Source organism: Nocardioides nanhaiensis, assembly GCF_039542785.1.
Lineage (GTDB): Bacteria > Actinomycetota > Actinomycetes > Propionibacteriales > Nocardioidaceae > Nocardioides > Nocardioides nanhaiensis.
Genome location: NZ_BAABIM010000003.1, coordinates 80,351 through 100,880, shown reverse-complemented (window position 1 = coordinate 100,880; position 20,530 = coordinate 80,351). Strand labels below are relative to the sequence as shown.

The window sequence follows — 20,530 nt, the reverse complement described above, 5'->3', positions numbered from 1 at the left end:
CTCAGACCTCCTGCTCGGCAGCCAGGGTGAGGAAGACGGTGACGATGCCCGTGACGGCGAGCAGCAGCGCCAGCGGCGTGATGGACGCCGTGAGGAGCGCGACGACCACCAGCCAGCCACCCAGCCCGAGCACCACCGGCTTCGCGCGGGGGTGGGTCTCGGTGACCATCCGGCGAGCGAGCAGCGCCCACACGAGGGTGAGGACGCCGAGCCCGAGGTAGACCAGGTTGACCACCAGCTCGCGGCCGCTGGTGCCGGCGGCGCCCACGACGCCCAGGCCGGTGACGACCAGCGCCAGCACGACCGCCGCCCAGAGCACCAGGCCCTGGCGGACGCCGCGTTCGTCGGCGGGTGGGCGGGAAGCGCTCATGGCAGGCGGCCCTCGATCCCGGGGGTCAGAGCACCGGGAGCATGCGGTCGCGCTCGAAGGCGGAGACCTGCCCGCGGTACTCGTCCCACTCCGCGCGCTTGTTGCGCAGGAAGAAGTCGAAGACGTGCTCCCCCAGCGTCTCGGCCAGCAGGTCGGAGCCCTCCGCGATCGCGATCGCCTCGTTGAGGCTCTTCGGCAGCGGCTCGATGCCGAGGCTCTTGCGCTCGCGCTCGGTGAGCGACCAGACGTCGTCCTCGGCCTCGCGGGGCAGCTCGTAGCCCTCCTCGACGCCCTTGAGGCCGGCGGCCAGCACCACCGCGAAGGCCAGGTAGGGGTTGCAGGCGGCGTCGATGGTGCGCAGCTCGATGCGCGTCGAGGCGCCCTTGAGCGGCTTGTACATCGGCACCCGCACCATCGCGGAGCGGTTGTTGTGGCCCCAGCACACGTAGGAGGGGGCCTCGCCGCCGAACATCAGCCGCTTGTAGGAGTTGACCCACTGGTTGGTGACGACGCTCATCTCCGGCGCGTGCTGGAGCACGCCCGCGATGAAGGAGCGTCCGGTGCGGGAGAGCTGGTACTCCGAGCCGGCCTCGTAGAAGGCGTTCTGGTCGCCCTCGAAGAGGCTCACGTGGGTGTGCATGCCCGAGCCGGGGTGGGTGGTGAACGGCTTGGGCATGAAGCTGGCCCAGATGCCCTGGCTCAGCGCCACCTCCCGGATCACGGTGCGGAAGGTCATGATGTTGTCGGCGGTGGTGAGCGCGTCGGCGTAGCGCAGGTCGATCTCCTGCTGGCCGGGGCCGGCCTCGTGGTGGCTGAACTCCACCGAGATCCCCATCGACTCCAGCATCGTGATCGCCTCGCGCCGGAAGTCCGAGCCCATCGACTGCGCCGTGTGGTCGAAGTAGCCGCTGCGGTCCATCGGCACCGGCTCCTCACCGGCCTCGGGCACGTTCTTGAACAGGTAGAACTCGATCTCGGGGTGGGTGTAGAAGCTGAAGCCGCGCTCCCCTGCCTTGGCGAGGGTGCGCTTGAGGACGTTGCGCGGGTCGGCGTAGGAGGCGCTGCCGTCGGGCATCTCGATGTCGCAGAACATCCGCGCGGTCGAGGGGCCCTCGCCGCGCCACGGCAGGATCTGGAAGGTCGAGGGGTCCGGCTTGGCCAGCATGTCGGCCTCGAAGACCCGCGCGAAGCCCTCGATCGCCGAGCCGTCGAAGCCGATGCCCTCGGCGAAGGCGCCCTCGAGCTCGGCCGGCGCCACGGCCACCGACTTCAGGAAGCCCAGCACGTCGGTGAACCACAGTCGCACGAACCGCACGTCGCGCTCCTCGAGCGCCCGCAGCACGAAGTCCTCTTGCTTGCCCATGGGGCCACCCTAGGGTGTGCCGATCCGTCCCGACCGCCACCGGGTCGGCGGGTGGTCAGTCGTCCTCGAGGTCCGGCAGCTCGTTGCGCTCGAGGTCGGAGACGGTGGGCTCGCCGCGGTTGCAGAACACCTCGACCTCGATCGAGCGGCCCCCTTTGGAGAAGACGGCGTCGACGTCGTCGTCGGGGCCGGACTCGAAGCTGACGGTGCGCCAGCCGTCGACCGGGTCGGCGCTGACGCCGGTCGCGACCACGCCCTGGCACTCGACGACGAAGGCGCCGAACTCGTCGGTGATCTCGCCGCGCACCCGCTCCGCGTCGACCGGCGGGACGAGGCGACCGTCCCCGGCGTCGGTGCGCTGGGCCTGGGCGATCGCCTCGTTGACCGTCGGGCCGCGGTCACGCAGGCTCGCGCCGACGCTGCTGACCGCGATGACGCCCACCGAGACGGCGGCCGTGGCCGCCAGCAACCAGGCGGCCACGTACCCCAGGACGCGCAGCCGCGGTCGCGGGCGGGGGGGCTCGGGCGTGCTCACGGCACCATCCTGGCGCCTGCCGGCTCCGGACGTCGTCAAGCGAGGGTTAAGGGCGCGCTAAGGCGCGGTGCGCCCGGCCGCGCCGAGGCGGGACCTGCGGCTCGGTGGGCTAGGGTCCGCGCGTGGTGCAGGTGCTGATCATCGAGGACGACCCGCGCATCCGCCCGCTGCTGATGCGCTCCCTCGACGAGCGCGGCTACGCCGTCTCCTCGGCCTCGACCGGCATGCAGGGCCTCTCGATGGCGGTCGACCACCGCCCCGACCTGGTGATCCTCGACCTCGGGCTCCCCGACGTCGACGGCACCCAGGTGCTGGCGATGCTGCGGGCGGTCAGCCAGGTGCCGGTGATCGTGGCCAGCGCCCGCGACGACGACCCCTCGCTCGTGGGCTGCCTCGACGCCGGCGCCGACGACTACGTGGTCAAGCCCTACACGCCCGAGCAGCTCGAGGCGCGGATCCGTGCGGTGCTGCGCCGGGTCGGCGGCGGTGCCCGCGCGCAGCAGCCGGTGCTGGTGGTGGGCGGCCTGCAGGTCGACGTCGCCGCGCGGCGCACCACCCTGGACGGCGAGCCGGTGGAGCTGAGTCCGCGCGAGTTCGACCTGCTGCGCCACCTGGCCGAGCGACCGGGCGAGGTGGTGACCAAGAAGGAGCTGCTCAGCGAGGTGTGGCAGCAGCCGTGGGGCGGCTCGGACAAGACCGTCGACGTCCACGTCTCGTGGCTGCGCCGCAAGCTGGGCGAGTCGGCGGCCGAGCCGCGCTACCTGCACACCGTGCGCGGCGTCGGCGTGCGACTCGCCGCGCCCGGGGCCTGAGCGGCGACCCGTGCGCCGGAGCCTGATCCTCACCGTCGCCGCAGCCACCTCGATGGTGCTGCTGGCGATGCTGGTGCCGATGGCGGTGCTGGTGCGTGACTACGCGCTGGAGGACCGCATCTCGCGCGCGGCGCTGGAGGTGCAGACCACCGAGAGCGTGGTGTCCGAGCAGTCCGACAGCCCCGGCGTGGTGGCTGCCTACCTCGACAGGATCAACCGGGACCCCGACATCCAGACCACGGTCTACTACCCGAACGGGTTGGCCGTGGGGCCCGACGCCTCCGAGGACGCGCGGGTGGAGCAGGCGCGCAGCTCGCGCCAGGCGCGCATCGACGACGTCGACGGCGGCGCGGAGTTCCTCGTGCCGGTCTCGCTGGGCGGAGCCTCGGCCGGGCCGGAGGCCACACCGGTGATCCAGGTGCGGGTGCTGGCGCCGGGGCTCGAGTCCGACATCGTCCGCAGCCTGCTGGTGCTGCTGGGTCTGGGTGTGGCGCTGATGGCGGGCGCTCTCGTGCTGGCCGACCGGCTGGGCCGCTCGTTCGTGCAGCCGATCCGCGCGCTGGCGGCGCACGCGCAGTCGCTCGGCGACCGCCGCCATCCCGAGCCGGTGCGGGCCGACGAGGGTCCGCACGAGGTGCGCGAGCTGGCGCAGGCGATGAACCGTCTGGTGGAGCGGGTCGAGACGCTGCTGGAGCGCGAGCGGGCCGGCGTCGCCGACCTCTCGCACCGGCTGCGCACCCCCATGACGGCGTTGCGTCTGCGGGTCGACGCCCTGGACTCCCCCGAGCAGCGCGCCCGCCTGGGTGGCGACCTCGACGAGCTGCAGCGGATGGTGGACCACGTGGTGCGCGAGGCGCGGCGCTCCGAGCGCGAGGGTCTGGTGGCCGGCACCGACGCCGTCGAGGTGCTCGGCGAGCGGGTGCGCTTCTGGGAGCCGCTCGCCGAGGACCAGGAGCGGTCGCTGCACCTGGACCTCTGCCCCGGGCCCCTGCCCGTCCGTGCGGCTGCCGAGGACCTCGCCGCGCTGGTCGACGTGCTGCTCGACAACGTCTTCACCCACACGCCCGAGGGCGCCGACCTCTGGGTGTCGGTGGCTCCCGGCGCCGCCGGTGGCGCCGGCGGCGCCGTCCTGGTGGTCGAGGACGCCGGACCCGGCTACCCGGCCGACCTCGACGTCACCGCGCGCGGCGCCTCGGGTGCCGGCTCCACCGGGCTGGGGCTGGCGATCGTGGCCAGCACCGCCGAGGCGTCCGGTGGTGGGCTGTCGCTGGGTCGGTCCTCGCACGGCGGAGGGCGCGCCGAGGTGGTCCTCGGCGCGCCCTGAGCCTGCGGTGACCGCGGCTGCGGTCGGGCCGGGGTCAGCTCACGGTGATGGTGGAGCTGCAGCCGCTGCCGCCCCCCACGGGGGTGGCACGCATGACGAAGCGGTCCTTGCCGGCGGTGTTGCGGGCGAAGCGGTCCAGCTCGACGTCACCCTCGCGGTCGGCGGTGCGGGTGACGTTGCCGATGACGCGGCCGTCCTGGCGCAGCACGACCTTCCAGCGGCTGCCGGGGCGCAGGTTGTCGAGGTCGGCGCTGACCTCGAACCCGCGACCCTCGCGGTCCACCGAGAACTCGTAGCTGCCGGGGCCGCAGCGGCCCTGGCGGTCGACGTCGGCGTGCGCGGGCGCGGCCACGAGCACGGCGGTGGGGACGGCGAGCAGGGCGCCGGCGGTGGTGAGGGCGGCGGTCTTGGCGATCTTCATGACGGTCTTCTCTCTTCGGGGTGGTGGGTGTGGATGTGGTGTGGGTGTGGTGGTTGCGGGTCGGTCAGCGGGCGAGCGCCGCCGTGCAGGCGGTGCCGTTCTCGGGGGTGGCGGTCACGGTGAACTCGTCGGAGCCGTCGGGGTCGGCCAGCACGTCGACGTCGAGCTCGCCGTCCTCGTCGGTCTGGCGGTCGGCCTCGAGCAGCGAGGTGCCGCCCTGGGTGAACTCGACGGTCCACGCCTCGGCCGGGCCGGCGGACTGCAGCTCGAAGGCCACCTCGAGCGCGCCGTCGTCCTCCTCGGCGCTGAGCTCGTAGGTGACGCCGTCCTCGCAGCTGCCGCGCTCGAGCGCCTCGTCGTCGCCGCCCAGGGTCAGCCAGAGCACGACGCCGGCGGCGATCACGACGACGGCGGCGACGACGCCGATCAGCAGCTTGTTGTTCATGGGAGCCTCTCCTCGCGGTGTCCCGGCCGCCGGGGTGTCCGGACCGGGTGTGTGCGAGAAGATTCGCCGAGCGCTCGCTAAGCGCGAACCAGCCGTCGGCTAAGGCGAGGCAAAGTCCTCGGGAGGGGTTGGCAGGGCCGCCCCGACCGGGTCAGGACCGGGGGACGCGCGCCTCGATCTCGGCCAGCCACGCAGCCGGCGAGGCGTCCGAGGGCATCCGCCAGTCACCGCGGGGCGACATGGTGCCGCCGGGGCTGACCTTGGGCCCGTTGGGCAGCGCGGAGCGCTTGAACTGCGAGGCGAAGAAACGCCTGCAGAACACCTCGAGCCAGTGCCTGACAGCGGCGAGGTCGTAGGCGGCCCGGCGCTCCACGGGCAGGCCAGGTGGCCACTCGCCCCGGTCGGCGTCGTGCCAGGCGTGCCACGCAAGGAAGGCGATCTTGCTCGGCCGGTAGCCGCGCCGGATCACGTGGAAGAGCGTGAAGTCCTGCAGGGCGTAGGGCCCCACGGAGTCCTCCGTGGCCTGCGGCTTGGCGTCGCCCTCGGTGGGGATGAGCTCGGGGGTGATCTCCAGCTCGAGGATCTCGCGCAGCAGCCCGGCAGTGACGTCGTCGAACTCGCCGGTGTCGGCGACCCAGCGGATCAGGTGCTGCACCAGGGTCTTGGGCACGCCGGCGTTGACGTTGTAGTGGCTCATCTGGTCGCCGACGCCGTAGGTGCACCACCCCAGCGCCAGCTCGGAGAGGTCGCCGGTGCCGACGACGATGCCGCCGCGCTGGTTGGCCAGCCGGAACAGGTAGTCGTAGCGCAGCCCGGCCTGCACGTTCTCGAACGTGACGTCGTAGGCCGACGCGCCGCGGGCGCCCTGGCTGTAGGGGTGCTCGAGGTCGGCGAGCATCTGCTCGGCGGCGGGGCGGATGTCGAGCTCGGAGAACGTGACGCCGAGCGCCGCGCACAGCTGGGTGGCGTAGCCCCTGGTGGTGTCGGTGGTGGCGAAGCCCGGCATCGTGAAGCCCAGGACGTCCGAGCGCGGCCGGCCGAGACGGTCCATCGCCTTGCACGCCACGATCAGGGCGTGCGTGGAGTCGAGGCCACCGCTCACACCGATCACGGCCTTGGGCTGCCAGGTGCCACCGCCGATGGCGGTGAGCCGCTGCTCGATCCCGGAGACCTGGATGTTGTAGGCCTCGTAGCAGTCCTGGGCGAGGCGCTCGGCCGAGTCGGGCACGAACGGGAACCGGTCCACCTTGCGCCGCAGGCCGACGTCACCGGTGGGCGGGGCGAGCGTGAAGCGCACCGTCCGGAAGGCACCGCGGCCCGTGCGGGCGTCGAGGGTGCGGCGGTTGTCGTCGAAGGTCCCCTGGCGCAGGCGCTCCTGCCGCAGCAGGTCGAGGTCGACGTCGGCGAGGGTGCGGCGGGCGCCGTCGGGGAAGCGCTCCCCCTCGGCCAGCAGCTCGCCGGCCTCGTAGACCATCGTCTGCCCGTCCCAGGAGAGGTCGGTGGTCGACTCCCCCTGGCCGGCGGCGGCGTAGACGTAGGCGGCGCTGCAGCGGGCGCTGGCGCTGCGCACCAGCATCCGGCGGTCCTCGGCGCGGGCGATGGTGATGGGGCTGCCGCTGAGGTTCAGCAGCACGCTGGCGCCCGCGAGCGCTGCCTCGGCACTGGGGGGCACGGGCACCCACAGGTCCTCGCACACCTCCACGTGGAAGGTCAGCCCGGGCACGTCGTCGGCGGTGAAGAGCAGGTCGGGGCCCAGCGGCGCCGTCCGGCCCGCGACGGTGATGCTGCTGCCGCGGCGGTCGTCGCCGGGCGCGAACCACCGCCGCTCGTAGAACTCCCGGTAGGTGGGCAGGTAGCTCTTCGGAGCGACGCCGAGCACCTCGCCGCGGTGCACGACCACCGCGCAGTTGAGCAGTCGACCCTCGTGCGAGAGCGGTGCTCCGACGACGAGCACCGGCAGCAGGTCGGTGCTCGCCTCGATGATCGCGGCCAGCCCCTCGTGCACGGCCTCGAGCAGGGTGTCCTGCAGGAACAGGTCGTCGACGGCGTAGCCGGTGAGACCCAGCTCCGGGAAGACCGCCACCGCGACGGCGTCCTCGTGGCACGCCCGCGCCTGCTCCACCGTGCGCGCGGCGTTGGTGGCGGGGTCGGCGATCGCGACCGGCAGCGTGCACGCCGCCACCCGGGCGAACCCGTGGGCGTACGCGGAGTAGAAGTCCACGGGGCGAGTCTAGGGACGACGTCGGCGATGAGTTCCGCGGACGACCTCGGTCTACCCCGGCATGACCGTCCACGAGACCCCGATCAGCCCGTGCCTGTGGTTCGACTCCGAGCTGGAGGAGGCCGCCACCTTCTACTCCTCGGTGTTCCCCGACTCCTCGGTGCACCTGACCCGGATGCCGGGCCCGGACGGCGGCCCCGGCGCCGTGGTGGCGGGTGAGTTCACGCTGGCCGGTCTCACCTTCCGCGGCATCAACGGCGGCCCGCAGCACGCCGGCTTCACCGAGACCGTCTCGTTCAGCATCGCCTGCGCCGACCAGGCCGAGGTCGACCACTACTGGTACCGCCTGCTCGACGGCGGTGAAGAGTCGATGTGCGGCTGGCTCAAGGACCGCTTCGGCCTCTCCTGGCAGGTGGTGCCGCGCCGCCTCGACGAGCTGCTCCGCGACCCCGACCCGGCGCGCGGCTCCGCCGTCATGGAGGCCATGCTCCGGATGCGGCGCATCGTGGTCGCCGACCTCGAGGCGGCCGCCGAGGCCGTCTCCGCCTGATCCCACGCCCGCCAGACAGCCGACCACACCCACAGAGAAGAGAGCACGATGCCCGCACGCGTGAACCCCTACCTGCAGTTCCGAGGCCACGCCGAGGAGGCGATGACCTTCTACCAGTCCGTCTTCGGCGGTGACCTGAACCTGATGCGCTTCGCCGACATGGGCGGCATGGGTGTCCCGGAGGCCGAGCAGCAGCAGCTGATGCACTCCGACCTCGTCGTGAGCGACTCCATCGCCCTGATGGGTGCCGACGTGCCCAGCACCCACCCCGAGCTCGACCAGTACAACGTGCACCTCTCGCTCAGCGGCGACGACGAGGCGCAGCTGCGCGGGTGGTTCGAGAGGCTGGCCGAGGGCGGCAGCATCGACGTCCCGCTCGAGAAGGCACCGTGGGGCGACCACTTCGGCCAGGTCAAGGACCGCTACGGCGTCAACTGGCTGGTCAACATCGCCGGGGGCGGCTCCTGAGCCTCGTGCCATCCTGACGGCGTGAGGTCGTCGCGTGCGTGAACCCCCGCCCGGTCTCGGCGAGGACACCGTCCTCGCCCTGGTGCGGGAGCACTGGCTGCCGGACGCGACGACCGCCGTCCACCTCCCGCTCGGCTTCGGGGCCTGGCACTGGCAGGTGGACCTGGGGTACCGGCCGACCCTCGTCGCCACCTACGACCTGCCGACGCCTGCCCGCCCGCGGTCGGTCCTGGACGACGCCTACGCAGCGACTGCCGACCTGGCCTTCGCGCTGGACGCCGTGGTGGCGCCGCTGCCGAGCACGGCGCTGACGCCGACCGTCGACGTCCCGGGTCAGCCGGGTGTCCTGAGCTGCACGCCGTGGGTCCACGGCGAGCCGGGCCGGTACGGCGAGCCGATGACCGACGACCAGGCGGAGTCGACGGCGCGCACCCTCGCCCGGCTGCACCGCGCCTCTCCCCCGCGGCGGCTGCCCACGTGGAGCACCGCCGTCCCGTCGGACCTGACCGGCCGCCTCACCACCTCGCTCGACGACGACGCCTCCTGGCGGGCCGGCCCGCTGGGCACCATCGCCCGACGGCTCCTGGCCGAGCACCGCGACGCCGTCACCGCGGACGTCGAGGAGCACTCCCGGCTGCTCGCCGAGGTGGAGTCCACCCGCGAGCGCTGGGTGGTGACGCACGGCGAGCCGCACCGCGGCAACCAGATCGACACCCTGCAGCGCACGCTCCTGGTCGACTGGGAGTCGGTGCGCCTGGCGCCGCCCGAGCGCGACCTGCGCTGGCTGCCCGACCCGGCCGCGGCGGGCGCCGACCCCGCGGTCCTGCGGCTGGTCGAGCTGGAGTGGCGCCTGGACGAGGTGGCGCAGTACGCCCTCCGGTTCGCCGGCCCGCACCCCGGTGGCCCGGACGACGAGATCGCGCTCGCCGGCCTGCGCGACGCCCTCGCCGACGACTGACGGAGCCGCCGAGTCGGCGCTTGCGCGCAGTCCGCCCGGCCGACCGAGCGCCACCCGCCGGCAACCCCTACGGTGGCGGCCGTGAAGCAGTGGCAGCGGGTGGCGCTCGCGATGTTCGCCGTCGGGTGGGGCGCCAACCAGTTCAGTGCGCTGCTCGTGGCCTACCGCGACGAGATCGGCATGGACGCCCAGACCCGCGCGTTCCTCTTCGGCGTCTACGCCGTCGGCCTGGTGCCGGCGCTGCTCGTCGGCGGAGCAGCCTCCGACCGCTGGGGTCGCCGGGCCGTCGTCCTGCCCTTCGTGGCCCTCTCGCCCCTGGCCACCGTGCTGCTGATGGTCGAGAGCACCTCGGTGCTCGGCCTGGCCGCCGGCCGTCTGCTGGCGGGCGCGTGCTCCGGCGTCGTCTTCTCCGCCGCGAGCGCCTGGGTCACCGAGCTCTCGGTCGACGACGCCCCGGGATCGGCCGCCAAGCGCGCCGCGATCGCGCTCTCCGCCGGGTTCGGCGTCGGGCCGCTGGTCACCGGCCTGCTGGGCGAGTGGGTGCCCGCCCCCCTGGTGGTCTCCTACGTGCCGCACCTCGTGCTGGGCGTCGTCGCCGCCGTGGTCCTCTGGCCGGTCCCGGGCCCCCGGCCGGTCGGCATCACCCCGCGGCCGCTGCTGCGGGTGCCCGCCGTCACCCGCAGCGCGCCCTTCCTGCTCCGCGTGGCCCCGGCCGCGCCCTGGGTGTTCGGGTCCGCCGCCATCTCCATCGCCTACCTGCCGGGCGAGCTCACCGGCAGCCCCGCGGGCGCCGTCGCCTTCGCCGGTGTGCTGGCCGGCATCACCCTCGGCACCGGCGTGCTCGTGCAGCCCGCCGCCCGCCGCCTCGACGACGCCCGCCCGCTGCTGGCCTCCCAGGTCGGTCTGGTCGGGGCCGTGGTGGGCACCCTGCTCGGCGTCGCGACCCTCACCACCGACGTGCGGTGGCTGTTGCTGGTCGCGGGCCCGGTGCTGGGCGCCGCCTACGGCTGCGTCCTGGTCTCGGGCCTGCGCGAGACCGAGCGGCTGGCGGCTCCCGACCAGCGCGGCGCCACCGTCGCGGTCTTCTACGCCCTCACCTACCTCGGCTTCGCGGCGCCCTACGCGCTCGGCGCCCTGGCCGGCGCCGGCCTGGGGCCGCGCGGCGCGCTGCTGGCCGCCGTCGTCGCCGCCCTGGTCTCGCTGGCGGTCATCTCGACGGCCTCCCGCGGGCCTCGCCGCGGCCGCCCCGGCACCGGTAGCGTCACCCTCCCCTGACCGCGAGGAGCGACCCGTGCCCGGACTCAACCCCTACCTGCAGCTGCGCGGCGAGGCCCGCGAGGCGCTCGACTTCTACCACGGCGTCTTCGGCGGCGAGGCGAGCGCGATGACCTACGCCGACGCCGGCGGCATGGGTCTGCCGCAGGGCGAGCAGCACCTGGTGATGCACGCCAGCCTCGACGCCGGCCCGCAGCTGAGGCTGATGCTCGCCGACCTGACCGACGACGCGCCGGACGCGCCGAACGGCGTCATCATGCTCAGCGGCCCGGCCGACGACGGCCCGACGCTGACCCGGTGGTTCGAGGCGCTGGCCGACGGCGGCAGCGTGGCGGTCCCGCTCGAGCTCGCTCCGTGGGGCGACCACTACGGCCAGGTCACCGATCGCTTCGGCGTCTCGTGGATGGTCGACTTCGGCGACGCGTGACCGGCGACACAGCGCGGTCGGCCCGGCCCCGGGGCTAGCCTGGGCGCTCCTGAGGATCCCCACCATGCCCGTGGACCGCACGCCGGCCGCGAGGTGACAAGGAGCTCGACGATGAGCGCACCCGAGGAGCCCGCCCCGTACGGCGGCGGCACCCCCGCACCCCCGGCAGGACCGGCAGCACCGGCGGCGCCAGCCGCCAAGCGCGTCCGCACCCACCACCTGCGCGAGCTCAAGGAGCGCGGCGAGCGCTTCTCGATGCTCACCGCCTACGACCAGTACACCGCCGGCATCTTCGACGAGGCCGGCATCGAGGTGCTCCTGGTCGGCGACTCGGCCTCCAACAACGTCTACGGCAACGAGACCTCGCTGCCGGTCACGGTCGAGGAGCTGCTGCCGCTGACCCGTGCGGTCTCCCGCTCGGTGCGCCGCGCGCTGGTGGTGGGCGACCTGCCCTTCGGCAGCTACCAGGCCTCGCCGGAGCAGGCGTACCTGACCGCCGTCCGGTTCATGAAGGAGGGCGGCGCGCACTGCGTCAAGCTCGAGGGCGGCGTCGAGATGGCCCCGCAGATCGAGAAGCTGACCCGCGGCGGCATCCCCGTCATGGCGCACATCGGCTTCACGCCGCAGAGCGAGCACACCCTCGGCGGCTACCGGGTCCAGGGCCGCGGCGAGACGGCCGAGCGGGTGCTGGCCGACGCCCGGGCCGTCCAGGACGCGGGGGCGTTCGCCGTCGTCATGGAGATGGTGCCCGGCGACGTGGCCGCCCAGGTGACCCGCGAGCTGGTCATCCCGACCATCGGCATCGGCGCCGGCGCCGGCTGCGACGGCCAGGTGCTGGTCTGGCAGGACGCCTTCGGCCTGCGCACCGGTCGGATGCCGCGCTTCGTGCGCCAGTACGCCGACCTGCACGGCACCCTCCTGCAGGCAGCCCGCGACTACGACGCCGACGTCAAGGCCGGCACCTTCCCCGCCGAGGAGCACACCTTCTGATGAGCACCCCCACGATCCCCGACCAGTCCGGCCGTACCGCCGTGATCACCGGCGGCAACTCCGGCCTGGGACTCGAGACCGCCCGGGCGCTGGCGGGAGCCGGTGCCCACGTGGTGCTCGCGGTCCGCGACACCACCAAGGGCGAGGCCGCCGCCGCACGGCTGAGCGGGTCGGTCGAGGTGCGCGAGCTGGACCTGGCCGACCTGGCGTCGGTCCGCGCCTTCGCCGACGCGTGGGACCGGCCGCTGGACCTGCTGGTCAACAACGCCGGGATCATGATGGTGGCGCAGGGGCGCACGGCCGACGGGTTCGAGCGCCAGATCGGCACCAACCACCTCGGGCACTTCGCGCTCACCAACCTGCTGCTGCCGCAGGTGACCGGCCGCGTCGTCACGGTCTCCTCCAGCCTGCACAACGGCCCGCAGGTGAGCCTCGACGACCTCGACCTGACTCGCGGCTACAAGCCGACCCGCGCCTACCAGCAGAGCAAGCTGGCCAACCTGCTCTTCACCAGCGAGCTGCAGCGCCGGCTCACCGCGGCCGGCTCACCGGTGCTCGCCATGGCCGCGCACCCCGGGTACTCGGCCACCAACCTGCAGAGCCACCACGCCAACCCGCTGATGAACAAGCTGATGTGGGTGGCCAACAAGGTGGTCGCGACCAGCGCCGAGTTCGGTGCGCGCCCCACGGTGCACGCCGCGGTGGCCGACCTGCCCGGCGACACCTACGTGGGCCCGGGCGGCTTCCAGGGTGTGCGCGGCGCCCCGGCGCCGGTCGGCCGCTCGCAGCAGGCCCGCGACGCCGACGTCGCCCGCCGGCTCTGGGAGATCTCCGAGGAGCGCACCGGCGTCACCTGGCCGCTCTGAGCCCACCTCGGCCCTCCCGCGGCGCCCGAGCAGCGCGTAGCGTGAGCTTCATGCGCCGGTCCACCCTCGCCGCTCTGCTCGTCTCCTCCCTCGCCCTCGTGCTGCCGCTGGGCACCGTGCCGGGGGTGGCAGCGAGCGCACCCGCACCGGCGGTCGCCGACGTCGGCACCGGCGCAGCCCTCGGGGCGCGGCTCGACGCCGCAGCGGAGCGCGCCCGCGTGCCGCAGCTGCGGGTGACCCGCCGGGTCACCGGCCTGCGCAACCCCTGGGACGTCCAGCCGCTGCCGGGTGGCCGCCTGCTCATCAGCGAGCGCGACACCGCCCGCCTGCTGGTGGCCGGCAAGCGAGGTGGCACCCGGACCGTGCGCTTCCCGAGCCGCTCGGTCTGGGTGTCCGGCGAGACCGGCCTGATGGGGCTCGAGGTCGACCCGCGCTTCGGGAAGAACCGCCGCTTCTACACGTGCAGCGGGTGGCGGACCGCCGGCGGCACCGACGTGCGCGTCATCGCCTGGCGGCTCTCGAAGAACTACCGCACCGCCACGCGCGCCCGCACGCTGGTGGCGGGGTTCCCGACCACCAGCGGCCGCCACGGCGGCTGCCGCCTGCTGGTCGCGCGCGACGGTTCGCTCGTCGTCGGCACCGGCGACGCCGCGGTGGGCACCAACCCGCGCGACCTCGACTCCCTGGGTGGCAAGACCCTGCGGCTCAACCGGCTCACCGGCGCCCCCTGGCCGAGCAACCCGTTCGCCCGCGCCACCGGCCCGCGCCGCTACGTGCTCACCTACGGCCATCGCAACGTGCAGGGCCTGGCCCAGCGCGCCGACGGCTCGCTGTGGTCGGTGGAGCACGGCTCCTTCCGCGACGACGAGGTCAACCTGCTGCGCCCCGGGGGCGACTACGGCTGGAACCCCGTGCCCGGCTACGACGAGAGCGTGCCGATGACCGACCAGTCGCTGCCGGGCCCCCAGGTGGCGGCGCGCTGGCGCTCCGGCACCCCCACCATCGCGCCGTCGGGAGCCATGTTCGTACAGGGTCGCCGGTGGGGGGCCTTGAACGGCACGATGGCGATGGCGGTCCTCGGCGCCCAGCGGATGGTCTTCCTGGGCTTCGACGCTCGCGGGCGGCTGCAGCGCACCACCGTGCCGCCGGTGCTCACCCGGTTCGGGCGGCTGCGCTCGGTCAGCACGGCACCCAACGGCGACCTGCTCGTGACCACCGACGCCAGCCCCGGTGCCGTCCTGCGCGTGCGTCCCGTCGCCCGCTGAGCCCGGTCGAACAGGTCAGCCCCAGTCCAGGAACCGCGCGCCGGCCACCAGCACCGCGAACCACACGAGCGCAGCCACGGCTGCGACGGCGACGAGCCGACGCGGGTGCGGCGTCCACCAGCGCAGGCACAGCACCAGGCCGGCCACCCAGCCCAGCGCCAGCAGCAGCACGGCCCACCACGGCGCCACCAGTGCGCTGGCGCCGTAGAGGAACCCGACCGAGACCATCGCTCCCAGGCCCACCCACGGCCAGGGCGAGACCCGCTCGCCGTGCAACCCCGTGCGGGGTGGACGGATCTTGCGACGACGTGCCACGACTCGCTGGCTACCGGGGAACCGGTCGGCCTCAGTCCTCCTGCGCCTCGTCGTTCCAGCGCGGGTCCTGGTCCCACTCCTCGGTGCGCTCCGCGGCCTTCTCCAGCGCGCGCGACGCCTCGGCCTCGGTGTCGTAGGGCCCCAGCCGGTCCTTGTTGGGGCAGCCGTCCTCGCCCTCGACCTGGTGGTGCTTGATGCAGTACCAGTACGCCATGGCGTGAACCTACTCCCCCGACGGGGCGTCGAGGCCCGTCGCCCGACGGCGCGCCACCACCGCGACCGCACCGAGGAGCAGCAGACCCAGCGCCGCCGCCACTCCCGTCATCAGACCGAGCCCGGGGCCGGCGGACCCGGTGGCGGAGGCCTCCCCCCGGGAGGTGGAGGACGCAGCCTCGGCCTCCAGCCCCTCCTGCGTCCCCGCTCCCAGCGGTCGGGAGCCCTCGAGCTCGCCGACGCCGAAGTCGTAGGCGCCGCTGATCTCATGGCCGTCGACGGCCACGACCGAGAACCGGACCTGGTGGTAGCCGTCGTCCAGGCCGGCCACGGGGACGGTCACCCGGGTGCCCTCGTGGAGCACGGCGCCGTCGACGCCGTCGCGGCCCTCGCCGGAGAGCACCTCGATCTCGACGTCCTGCTCGAGCACCTCGCCGGTGAAGACGAGCGTCACCTGGCCGGGCGCGAAGTCCATCACCGCGCCGGTCTCGGGGTAGCTGGCGGCCAGCTCCTCGTGCGCCGACGCCGTCGGCGCGGCGACCAGCAGGCCGGCGAGCGCGAGCAGCAGGGCCGCGGCGCCCGAGAGGACTCGTGTGAGCACGATCACCCAACCTACCCGAGCCGCGCGTGCCGCGCAGCCGGCGTGCCCGTGCGCGGAACGCACGGTGGAGCGTCACACGCTCGTCACGCGGCAGTCGCTACGTTGCTCACCATGAGCGCGATGTTCGAGGGGTACGGAGCGCAGGGCCCGGCGTACGACGAGATGTTCGACGGGGACTCGTTGCGGTCGCCCTACCGCCGGTTGCGCAGCTCCCTGGCTGCGCTGACGACGCCCGACCTGGTGAGTCGGGTCGAGGCGCTGCAGGCGGCCTACCTCGACCAGGGCGTCACCTTCGACATCGGCGGCGAGGAGCGGGCCTTCCCGCTCGACATCCTGCCGCGCGTCATCGAGATGGACACCTGGAGCACCATCGAGCGCGGCGTGCAGCAGCGCGTCCGGGCGCTCGAGGCGTTCCTGGCCGACGTGTACGGCGAGGGCGAGGTCTTCGACGACGGCGTCGTGCCGCGCCGCGTCATCACCACCTCGGCGCACTACCACCGCCAGGCCGCCACCGTGCGCCCGGCCAACGGCGTGCGGGTGCACGTCTCGGGCATCGACCTGATCCGCGACAACAACGGCGAGTTCCGGGTGCTCGAGGACAACGCGCGGGTGCCCTCCGGGGTCTCCTACGTGATGACGAACCGGCGCGCCATCACCGCGGCGCTGCCCGAGACCGTCAGCGGGCACCGCATCCGACCGGTCACCGGCTACCCCCAGCGGCTCCTCGCGGCCCTGCGTGCGGCGGCCCCTGCCGGCGTCACCGACCCGACGGTGGTGGTGCTGACCCCGGGCGTCTACAACGGCGCCTACTTCGAGCACGCGCTCCTCGCGCGCACCATGGGCGTGGAGCTCGTGGAGGGACGCGACCTGGAGTGCCGCCGCGGTCGCGTGATGATGCGCACGACCCAGGGCATGGCCCCGGTGCACGTGATCTACCGCCGCATCGACGACGAGTTCCTCGACCCCGTGCACTTCCGCGCCGACTCGGTGCTCGGCTGCCCGGGCATCATCGACGCCGCCCGCTCCGGCAACGTCACCCTGGCCAACGCGGTGGGCAACGGCGTCGCCGACGACAAGCTCGTCTACACCTACCTGCCCGACATCATCCGCTACTACCTCTCCGAGGAGCCGGTGCTGCGCAACGTCGACACGTGGCGCGTGGGTGACGCCGAGGCGCGCGAGGAGGTGCTCGACCGGCTCGACGAGCTGGTGCTCAAGCCGGTGGACGGATCCGGCGGCAAGGGCATCGTCATCGGTCCGCGGGCCACGCAGGCCGAGCTCGACGAGCTGCGCGCCAAGGTGATCGCCTCGCCGCGCGACTGGATCGCCCAGCCGGTCGTGCAGCTCTCGACCGTGCCCACGTTCGTCGACGGCGAGCTGGGGCCGCGCCACGTCGACCTGCGGCCCTTCGCCGTCAACGACGGCAACCGCGTGTGGGTGCTGCCCGGCGGGCTGACCCGGGTGGCGCTGGCCAAGGGCGAGCTGATCGTCAACTCGTCGCGTGGCGGCGGATCGAAGGACACCTGGGTGCTGGCCGGTCCGGCGCACGACGACGAGCCGGAGGGCACCGGGGAGGACGCGGTCGACCTCGCCGACGGCGCGTCGGCGTCGGCGTCGGCGTCGGCGTCGGCGGAGGTGCCCGAGCCCGCTCCCGCGCAGAGCCGGCCCGCTCCGCCCGGACCGGTGCTGCTGGAGCAGCACGAGCAGGCCGAGCAGCAGCAGCAGCAGCAGGTCCGGCGGACCCAGCAGGTCGAGGGGGGTGGCGCGCGATGATGCTCAGCCGGATCGCCGAGTCGATGTTCTGGATCGGCCGGTACGTGGAGCGCGCCGAGGACACCGCACGCATCCTCGACGTCCAGACCCAGCTGCTGCTCGAGGACACCGCTCTCGACGAGGAGAGCACCTGTCACGGTCTGCTCTCGCACATGGGGGTCGAGGACGTGCAGGGCCCCGTGACGATGTCGCGGATGCTCGACACCCTCTGCTACGACGGCGGCTCGTCGGTGTCGATCGCGGCGGCGCTGAGCGCCGCCCGTGAGAGCGCACGCCGGGCACGCGAGACGCTCTCGGTGCCGCTGTGGGAGGTCATCAACACCACCCACCTCGCCATCACCTCCGGGCACTTCCAGTCGCGCCGCCCGCCGGGCGTCTTCCAGTGGGTGCGCGAGCGGGCTGCGCTGGTCAACGGCACCGCCGACGCCACGATGACCCGTGACGAGGGCTGGCACTTCCTGGTCCTGGGGCGCATGGTCGAGCGTGCCGACATGACCTCGCGGCTGGTGGCGACGGCGTCCGCCACCCACGGGCAGGGCGCTCCCTGGTCGACGACGCTGCGCGCGTGCGGCGGCTACGAGGCCTTCCTGCGCACCTACCGCGGCATCGAGACCGAGCGGGCGGCGGCGGAGTTCCTGCTGCTCGACCGGCTCTTCCCCCGGTCGGTGGTGTTCTCGCTGAACCGCGCCGAGCAGTGCCTGGAGAACCTCGAGTCCGGTGGCCCGCGCGCCGGGTTCCAGAACGAGGCCCAGCGGATGCTGGGGCGGATGCGGGCCGAGCTGGAGTACCGCTCGCTCGCGGAGCTGATGACCGACCTGCCGCACGAGATGGAGCGGTTGCAGCGCACCTGCGCGACCGCCACCGACGCCGTCACCCGCCGTTACTTCGCCGGCGCCGAGGCGCTGAGCTGGGGAGCCCTCTGATGACCATGCAGCTGCGCATCGTGCACACCACCACCTTCGAGTACGAGGGCAAGGCCACCGCCTCCTACAACCAGGCGCGGTTGACGCCGGTGACCACCACCGACCAGATCGTGGTGCACTCCCGCGTCGAGGTCTCGCCCAAGCCGTGGGTCTTCGAGTACCGCGACTACTTCGGCACGCAGGTCACCGCCTTCGAGGTGGTCGACCCGCACGACCACATGGCGGTGACGGCCACCTCCACCGTGCACACGCACCGCTCCCCCCTCCCGGCTCCCAGCGCCACCTGGGAGTCGCTGGGCACCCGCGAGGTGGAGGACCGGTGGACCGAGTACCTGACGTTGCCCGAGCGGGTGGCACCCACGACGGACTTCGCCCAGCGGGTCAAGCAGGTCGCCGCCGACCACGACCTGCCGGGCGAGGCCGCGCGCGACCTGTGCGCGCTGGTGCACGACGAGCTCGAGCTGGTGCCGGGCTCCACCCACGTGGGGGCTCCCGCGGCCACCGCCTGGCAGCAGCGCGCCGGCGTCTGCCAGGACCTCGCCCACCTCGTCGTCGGCGGTCTGCGCACCATGGGTCTGCCCGCCCGCTACGTGAGCGGCTACCTGCACCCCGCGGACGAGCCGGTCGTCGGCGAGCACGTGCGCGGCGACTCCCACGCCTGGGTGGAGTGGTGGGACGACGGCTGGCAGGGCTACGACCCCTCCCACGACCGGGCGCCCGACGACCGCTACGTGACGCTCGCCGTCGGCCGCGACTACGGCGACGTCAAGCCGATCAGCGGCATCTACTCGGGTGCGCGCACCTCCTCGATGACCGTCGAGGTGGAGCTGACCCGACTGGCGTGACCGCGGGTAACTGACCCGGAGGGGCGGTCCAGCCCACCCCGTCGGGCCGGTGGACGATGCCCCGTCGGTGCCGTGGTGGCCCAGGACGCATCGGAGTAGGCAGGAAGCGGCGGTCCCGACCGGGACGGTCGACCTTCCACCAGGAGCCTCACCATGCCTGCACCGCGTCGCCAGATCCTCCCGTCCCTCTCGCTCGTCGTCTCGATGCTGGCGCTCGTCGTCGCGCTCGGCGGCGCCAGCTACGCCGCCGTCAAGATCAACGGCGCCGACATCAAGCGCAGCTCCATCCCGGGCAGTGCCCTCAAGGCCCGCGCCGTCGTCGGGCCCAAGATCGGCCTCGACGCGGTGACCGGCAAGAACGTCAAGGAGTCCTCGCTCGGCCAGGTGCCCTCGGCCGCCCAGGCCGACACCGCTGCCGGCGTCGCCGACGAGGGCGTCGACTCCGCCGCGCTCGCCGGGATCACGCGACGCTCCAACGGCGAGAGCATCGCCGCCGGCACCACGGGCTCGGTGATCGCCTCCTGCGAGCCAGGCGAGCAGGTCATCGGCGGCGGCAACGACGGCAGCCTGAGCTTCCGGGTGATCGCCTCCCGCAACGAGGGCACGACCGGGTGGCGGGTCTTCGTGTTCAACGGTGGCGGCGGCGCCGCCACCTTGACCACGCACGTGTTCTGCCTGGCGCCCTGATCACCCGGCTCGACCCGCTGGGCTGCTGCCGACCAGCGGGTCGGGCCCGTCAGCCGTCGACGTCGTCGTCGACGTCGACGTCGACGTCGTCGAGAGCCTCCTCAGCGGTCTCCCCGGTGACGTCGTGCGCGGAGGCGTCCAGGAGGGACGCACCACCCAGCGGCTCGCTCTGCCACCGCACCAGCTCCCAGCCGGAGGCGGGGTCACCGTCGAGGACGCTCATGCCGGTGTTCATCAGGTGGAGGTCGGCGGCCACCTCGGGGCTCAGCCGTGCCGCCAGGGTGCTGAACACCCGGATCGCCGCGCCGTGGCTGACCACCGCCACGGTGTCGGTGCTCCCGTGGCCGGCCGCGATGTCGCGAACCGCCTCCGAGTAGCGCCGCAGGAAGGCGTGCCCGTCGGTGCCTCCGGGCAGCGCGTGGCCCAGCTCGCCCCGCATCCAGCCCGCCACGCACTCCACGTAGGCGCGCACCGCGGGCTCGTCCGAGCGCATCTCGTACTCCCCCGCCGCGATCTCCTCGAGCCCCGGCCGGACGACGACCTCGAGCCCCCTCGCCGCGGCCAGCGGTGCCGCCGTCAGCTGGGTGCGGACCAGCCGCGAGGCGTACACCGCGGCGAGCTCGACCTCGGCCAACGCCCCCGGCACCGCGCCGGCCTGGGCCTCCCCCAAGGGGGTCAGCCCCGCGCCCGGGAACGCGGTGTCCAACGCCCCTGCGACGTTGTGCGGTGTCTGGCCGTGTCGGATGAGCAGCAGTCGCACGCGACCACCCTACGCAGTACGCGCACGCGCCGAACCCATGAACGAACGACGCCCCGGCAACGGCGTCCACGCCTGGCGGGAACGCGCCCGGGGCCGTTCGTTCATCAGTTCGGCGGGCAGGCC

General features: G+C 73.6%; 24 protein-coding genes. 14 read left to right on the top strand and 10 right to left on the bottom strand.

The features are described 5' to 3' along the window. Window position 1: 1 nt before the first annotated feature. The 3 genes from ABD948_RS14470 to ABD948_RS14460 are packed head-to-tail and all read right to left on the bottom strand — an operon-like array spanning window position 2 to window position 2,268. Window positions 2–370, bottom strand: coding sequence for a hypothetical protein (locus tag ABD948_RS14470; RefSeq protein ID WP_345267035.1), 369 nt, complete (start codon window positions 368–370; stop codon window positions 2–4). 25 nt (window positions 371–395) lie between these two features. Beyond that, window positions 396–1,733 (bottom strand): glutamine synthetase family protein, encoded by a 1,338-nt coding sequence (locus tag ABD948_RS14465; RefSeq protein ID WP_345267033.1) that lies wholly within the window; start codon window positions 1,731–1,733, stop codon window positions 396–398. A 55-nt stretch (window positions 1,734–1,788) separates the two neighbouring features. Next, a complete protein-coding gene (locus ABD948_RS14460) occupies window positions 1,789–2,268 on the bottom strand; it encodes a hypothetical protein (protein WP_345267031.1) in 480 nt (159 codons plus the stop codon). Window positions 2,269–2,390: 122 nt separating this feature from the next. On the opposite strand from ABD948_RS14460, the gene ABD948_RS14455 reads away from it, so the two are divergent. Both ABD948_RS14455 and ABD948_RS14450 read left to right on the top strand, forming a co-directional pair. Continuing rightward, entirely contained in the window at window positions 2,391–3,080 is a 690-nt protein-coding gene (locus ABD948_RS14455) for a response regulator transcription factor (RefSeq protein WP_345267029.1), read from the top strand. Between the two features lie 10 nt (window positions 3,081–3,090). Beyond that, entirely contained in the window at window positions 3,091–4,404 is a 1,314-nt protein-coding gene (locus ABD948_RS14450; RefSeq protein WP_345267027.1) for a sensor histidine kinase, read from the top strand. 34 nt (window positions 4,405–4,438) lie between these two features. Here ABD948_RS14450 and ABD948_RS14445 read toward each other — a convergent pair whose 3' ends face one another. The 3 genes from ABD948_RS14445 to ABD948_RS14435 all read right to left on the bottom strand — a co-directional run bounded on the left by ABD948_RS14445 (window position 4,439) and on the right by ABD948_RS14435 (window position 7,491). After that, window positions 4,439–4,825, bottom strand: a complete 387-nt coding sequence (locus ABD948_RS14445) for a hypothetical protein (protein WP_345267025.1) — start codon at window positions 4,823–4,825, stop codon at window positions 4,439–4,441. Between the two features lie 64 nt (window positions 4,826–4,889). Next, entirely contained in the window at window positions 4,890–5,270 is a 381-nt protein-coding gene (locus tag ABD948_RS14440) for a hypothetical protein (protein ID WP_345267023.1), read from the bottom strand. A 151-nt stretch (window positions 5,271–5,421) separates the two neighbouring features. After that, the gene (locus ABD948_RS14435) at window positions 5,422–7,491 is read right to left on the bottom strand and encodes an NAD(+) synthase (RefSeq protein WP_345267021.1); all 2,070 of its coding nucleotides are present in this window, start codon (window positions 7,489–7,491) and stop codon (window positions 5,422–5,424) included. 61 nt (window positions 7,492–7,552) lie between these two features. Between ABD948_RS14435 and ABD948_RS14430 the strand changes: the two genes are divergently transcribed. From ABD948_RS14430 to ABD948_RS14395, 8 genes are all read left to right on the top strand, one after another. Continuing rightward, the gene (locus tag ABD948_RS14430; RefSeq protein ID WP_345267019.1) at window positions 7,553–8,041 is read left to right on the top strand and encodes a VOC family protein; all 489 of its coding nucleotides are present in this window, start codon (window positions 7,553–7,555) and stop codon (window positions 8,039–8,041) included. Window positions 8,042–8,089: 48 nt separating this feature from the next. Continuing rightward, on the top strand, window positions 8,090–8,509 hold the full coding sequence (locus ABD948_RS14425; protein WP_345267017.1) for a VOC family protein: 420 nt from the start codon (window positions 8,090–8,092) through the stop codon (window positions 8,507–8,509). Window positions 8,510–8,543: 34 nt separating this feature from the next. Then, window positions 8,544–9,467, top strand: coding sequence for a phosphotransferase (locus ABD948_RS14420; protein ID WP_345267016.1), 924 nt, complete (start codon window positions 8,544–8,546; stop codon window positions 9,465–9,467). An 81-nt stretch (window positions 9,468–9,548) separates the two neighbouring features. Next, window positions 9,549–10,742 carry an MFS transporter gene (locus ABD948_RS14415; RefSeq protein ID WP_345267014.1) on the top strand — a complete coding sequence of 398 codons (1,194 nt, stop codon included), beginning with the start codon at window positions 9,549–9,551 and terminating at the stop codon, window positions 10,740–10,742. Window positions 10,743–10,758: 16 nt separating this feature from the next. Further along, window positions 10,759–11,169 (top strand): VOC family protein, encoded by a 411-nt coding sequence (locus tag ABD948_RS14410; protein WP_345267012.1) that lies wholly within the window; start codon window positions 10,759–10,761, stop codon window positions 11,167–11,169. Window positions 11,170–11,280: 111 nt separating this feature from the next. Next, window positions 11,281–12,159, top strand: a complete 879-nt coding sequence (gene panB / locus ABD948_RS14405; protein ID WP_345267010.1) for a 3-methyl-2-oxobutanoate hydroxymethyltransferase — start codon at window positions 11,281–11,283, stop codon at window positions 12,157–12,159. Continuing rightward, window positions 12,159–13,025 carry an oxidoreductase gene (locus tag ABD948_RS14400; protein ID WP_345267008.1) on the top strand — a complete coding sequence of 289 codons (867 nt, stop codon included), beginning with the start codon at window positions 12,159–12,161 and terminating at the stop codon, window positions 13,023–13,025. Before panB ends, ABD948_RS14400 begins: the two co-directional genes overlap by 1 nt. A gap of 50 nt (window positions 13,026–13,075) precedes the next feature. Beyond that, window positions 13,076–14,290, top strand: a complete 1,215-nt coding sequence (locus ABD948_RS14395; protein WP_345267006.1) for a PQQ-dependent sugar dehydrogenase — start codon at window positions 13,076–13,078, stop codon at window positions 14,288–14,290. 15 nt (window positions 14,291–14,305) lie between these two features. Here ABD948_RS14395 and ABD948_RS14390 read toward each other — a convergent pair whose 3' ends face one another. From ABD948_RS14390 to ABD948_RS14380, 3 genes are read right to left on the bottom strand one after another with little or no spacing between them, the layout of a single operon-like run. Beyond that, on the bottom strand, window positions 14,306–14,605 hold the full coding sequence (locus ABD948_RS14390; RefSeq protein WP_345267004.1) for a hypothetical protein: 300 nt from the start codon (window positions 14,603–14,605) through the stop codon (window positions 14,306–14,308). Between the two features lie 31 nt (window positions 14,606–14,636). After that, complete coding sequence (locus ABD948_RS14385; RefSeq protein WP_345267002.1) at window positions 14,637–14,819, bottom strand: hypothetical protein; 183 nt, start codon at window positions 14,817–14,819, stop codon at window positions 14,637–14,639. A 9-nt stretch (window positions 14,820–14,828) separates the two neighbouring features. Next, window positions 14,829–15,419, bottom strand: coding sequence for a copper resistance CopC family protein (locus ABD948_RS14380; RefSeq protein WP_345267000.1), 591 nt, complete (start codon window positions 15,417–15,419; stop codon window positions 14,829–14,831). A 111-nt stretch (window positions 15,420–15,530) separates the two neighbouring features. Here ABD948_RS14380 and ABD948_RS14375 point away from each other — a divergent pair, with 111 nt between their 5' ends. The 4 genes from ABD948_RS14375 (at window position 15,531) to ABD948_RS14360 (ending at window position 19,647) form a co-directional block, all read left to right on the top strand. After that, window positions 15,531–17,192 carry a circularly permuted type 2 ATP-grasp protein gene (locus ABD948_RS14375; RefSeq protein WP_345266998.1) on the top strand — a complete coding sequence of 554 codons (1,662 nt, stop codon included), beginning with the start codon at window positions 15,531–15,533 and terminating at the stop codon, window positions 17,190–17,192. After that, window positions 17,189–18,115 (top strand): alpha-E domain-containing protein, encoded by a 927-nt coding sequence (locus ABD948_RS14370; RefSeq protein ID WP_345266996.1) that lies wholly within the window; start codon window positions 17,189–17,191, stop codon window positions 18,113–18,115. Before ABD948_RS14375 ends, ABD948_RS14370 begins: the two co-directional genes overlap by 4 nt. After that, window positions 18,115–18,960 (top strand): transglutaminase family protein, encoded by an 846-nt coding sequence (locus ABD948_RS14365; RefSeq protein ID WP_345266994.1) that lies wholly within the window; start codon window positions 18,115–18,117, stop codon window positions 18,958–18,960. Before ABD948_RS14370 ends, ABD948_RS14365 begins: the two co-directional genes overlap by 1 nt. A gap of 153 nt (window positions 18,961–19,113) precedes the next feature. Beyond that, window positions 19,114–19,647: a hypothetical protein gene (locus ABD948_RS14360; RefSeq protein WP_345266992.1), complete on the top strand. Its 534-nt coding sequence runs from the start codon at window positions 19,114–19,116 to the stop codon at window positions 19,645–19,647. Window positions 19,648–19,696: 49 nt separating this feature from the next. Here the strand turns inward: ABD948_RS14360 and ABD948_RS14355 are convergent, their stop codons facing one another. Next, on the bottom strand, window positions 19,697–20,407 hold the full coding sequence (locus ABD948_RS14355; RefSeq protein WP_345266990.1) for a histidine phosphatase family protein: 711 nt from the start codon (window positions 20,405–20,407) through the stop codon (window positions 19,697–19,699). Between the last annotated feature and the right edge of the window lie 123 nt (window positions 20,408–20,530).

What these genes read in the sequence shown, in the direction of transcription:
- ABD948_RS14385 (WP_345267002.1), bottom strand. Translation starts at nt 14,819, where the DNA reads ATGGCGTACTGGTACTGCATCAAGCACCACCAGGTCGAGGGCGAGGAC.
- ABD948_RS14445 (WP_345267025.1), bottom strand. Translation starts at nt 4,825, where the DNA reads ATGAAGATCGCCAAGACCGCCGCCCTCACCACCGCCGGCGCCCTGCTC.
- ABD948_RS14470 (WP_345267035.1), bottom strand. Translation starts at nt 370, where the DNA reads ATGAGCGCTTCCCGCCCACCCGCCGACGAACGCGGCGTCCGCCAGGGC.
- ABD948_RS14375 (WP_345266998.1), top strand. Translation starts at nt 15,531, where the DNA reads ATGAGCGCGATGTTCGAGGGGTACGGAGCGCAGGGCCCGGCGTACGAC.
- ABD948_RS14425 (WP_345267017.1), top strand. Translation starts at nt 8,090, where the DNA reads ATGCCCGCACGCGTGAACCCCTACCTGCAGTTCCGAGGCCACGCCGAG.
- ABD948_RS14370 (WP_345266996.1), top strand. Translation starts at nt 17,189, where the DNA reads ATGATGCTCAGCCGGATCGCCGAGTCGATGTTCTGGATCGGCCGGTAC.
- ABD948_RS14430 (WP_345267019.1), top strand. Translation starts at nt 7,553, where the DNA reads ATGACCGTCCACGAGACCCCGATCAGCCCGTGCCTGTGGTTCGACTCC.
- ABD948_RS14440 (WP_345267023.1), bottom strand. Translation starts at nt 5,270, where the DNA reads ATGAACAACAAGCTGCTGATCGGCGTCGTCGCCGCCGTCGTCGTGATC.
- ABD948_RS14395 (WP_345267006.1), top strand. Translation starts at nt 13,076, where the DNA reads ATGCGCCGGTCCACCCTCGCCGCTCTGCTCGTCTCCTCCCTCGCCCTC.
- ABD948_RS14400 (WP_345267008.1), top strand. Translation starts at nt 12,159, where the DNA reads ATGAGCACCCCCACGATCCCCGACCAGTCCGGCCGTACCGCCGTGATC.
- ABD948_RS14360 (WP_345266992.1), top strand. Translation starts at nt 19,114, where the DNA reads ATGCCTGCACCGCGTCGCCAGATCCTCCCGTCCCTCTCGCTCGTCGTC.
- ABD948_RS14365 (WP_345266994.1), top strand. Translation starts at nt 18,115, where the DNA reads ATGACCATGCAGCTGCGCATCGTGCACACCACCACCTTCGAGTACGAG.
- ABD948_RS14465 (WP_345267033.1), bottom strand. Translation starts at nt 1,733, where the DNA reads ATGGGCAAGCAAGAGGACTTCGTGCTGCGGGCGCTCGAGGAGCGCGAC.
- panB (WP_345267010.1), top strand. Translation starts at nt 11,281, where the DNA reads ATGAGCGCACCCGAGGAGCCCGCCCCGTACGGCGGCGGCACCCCCGCA.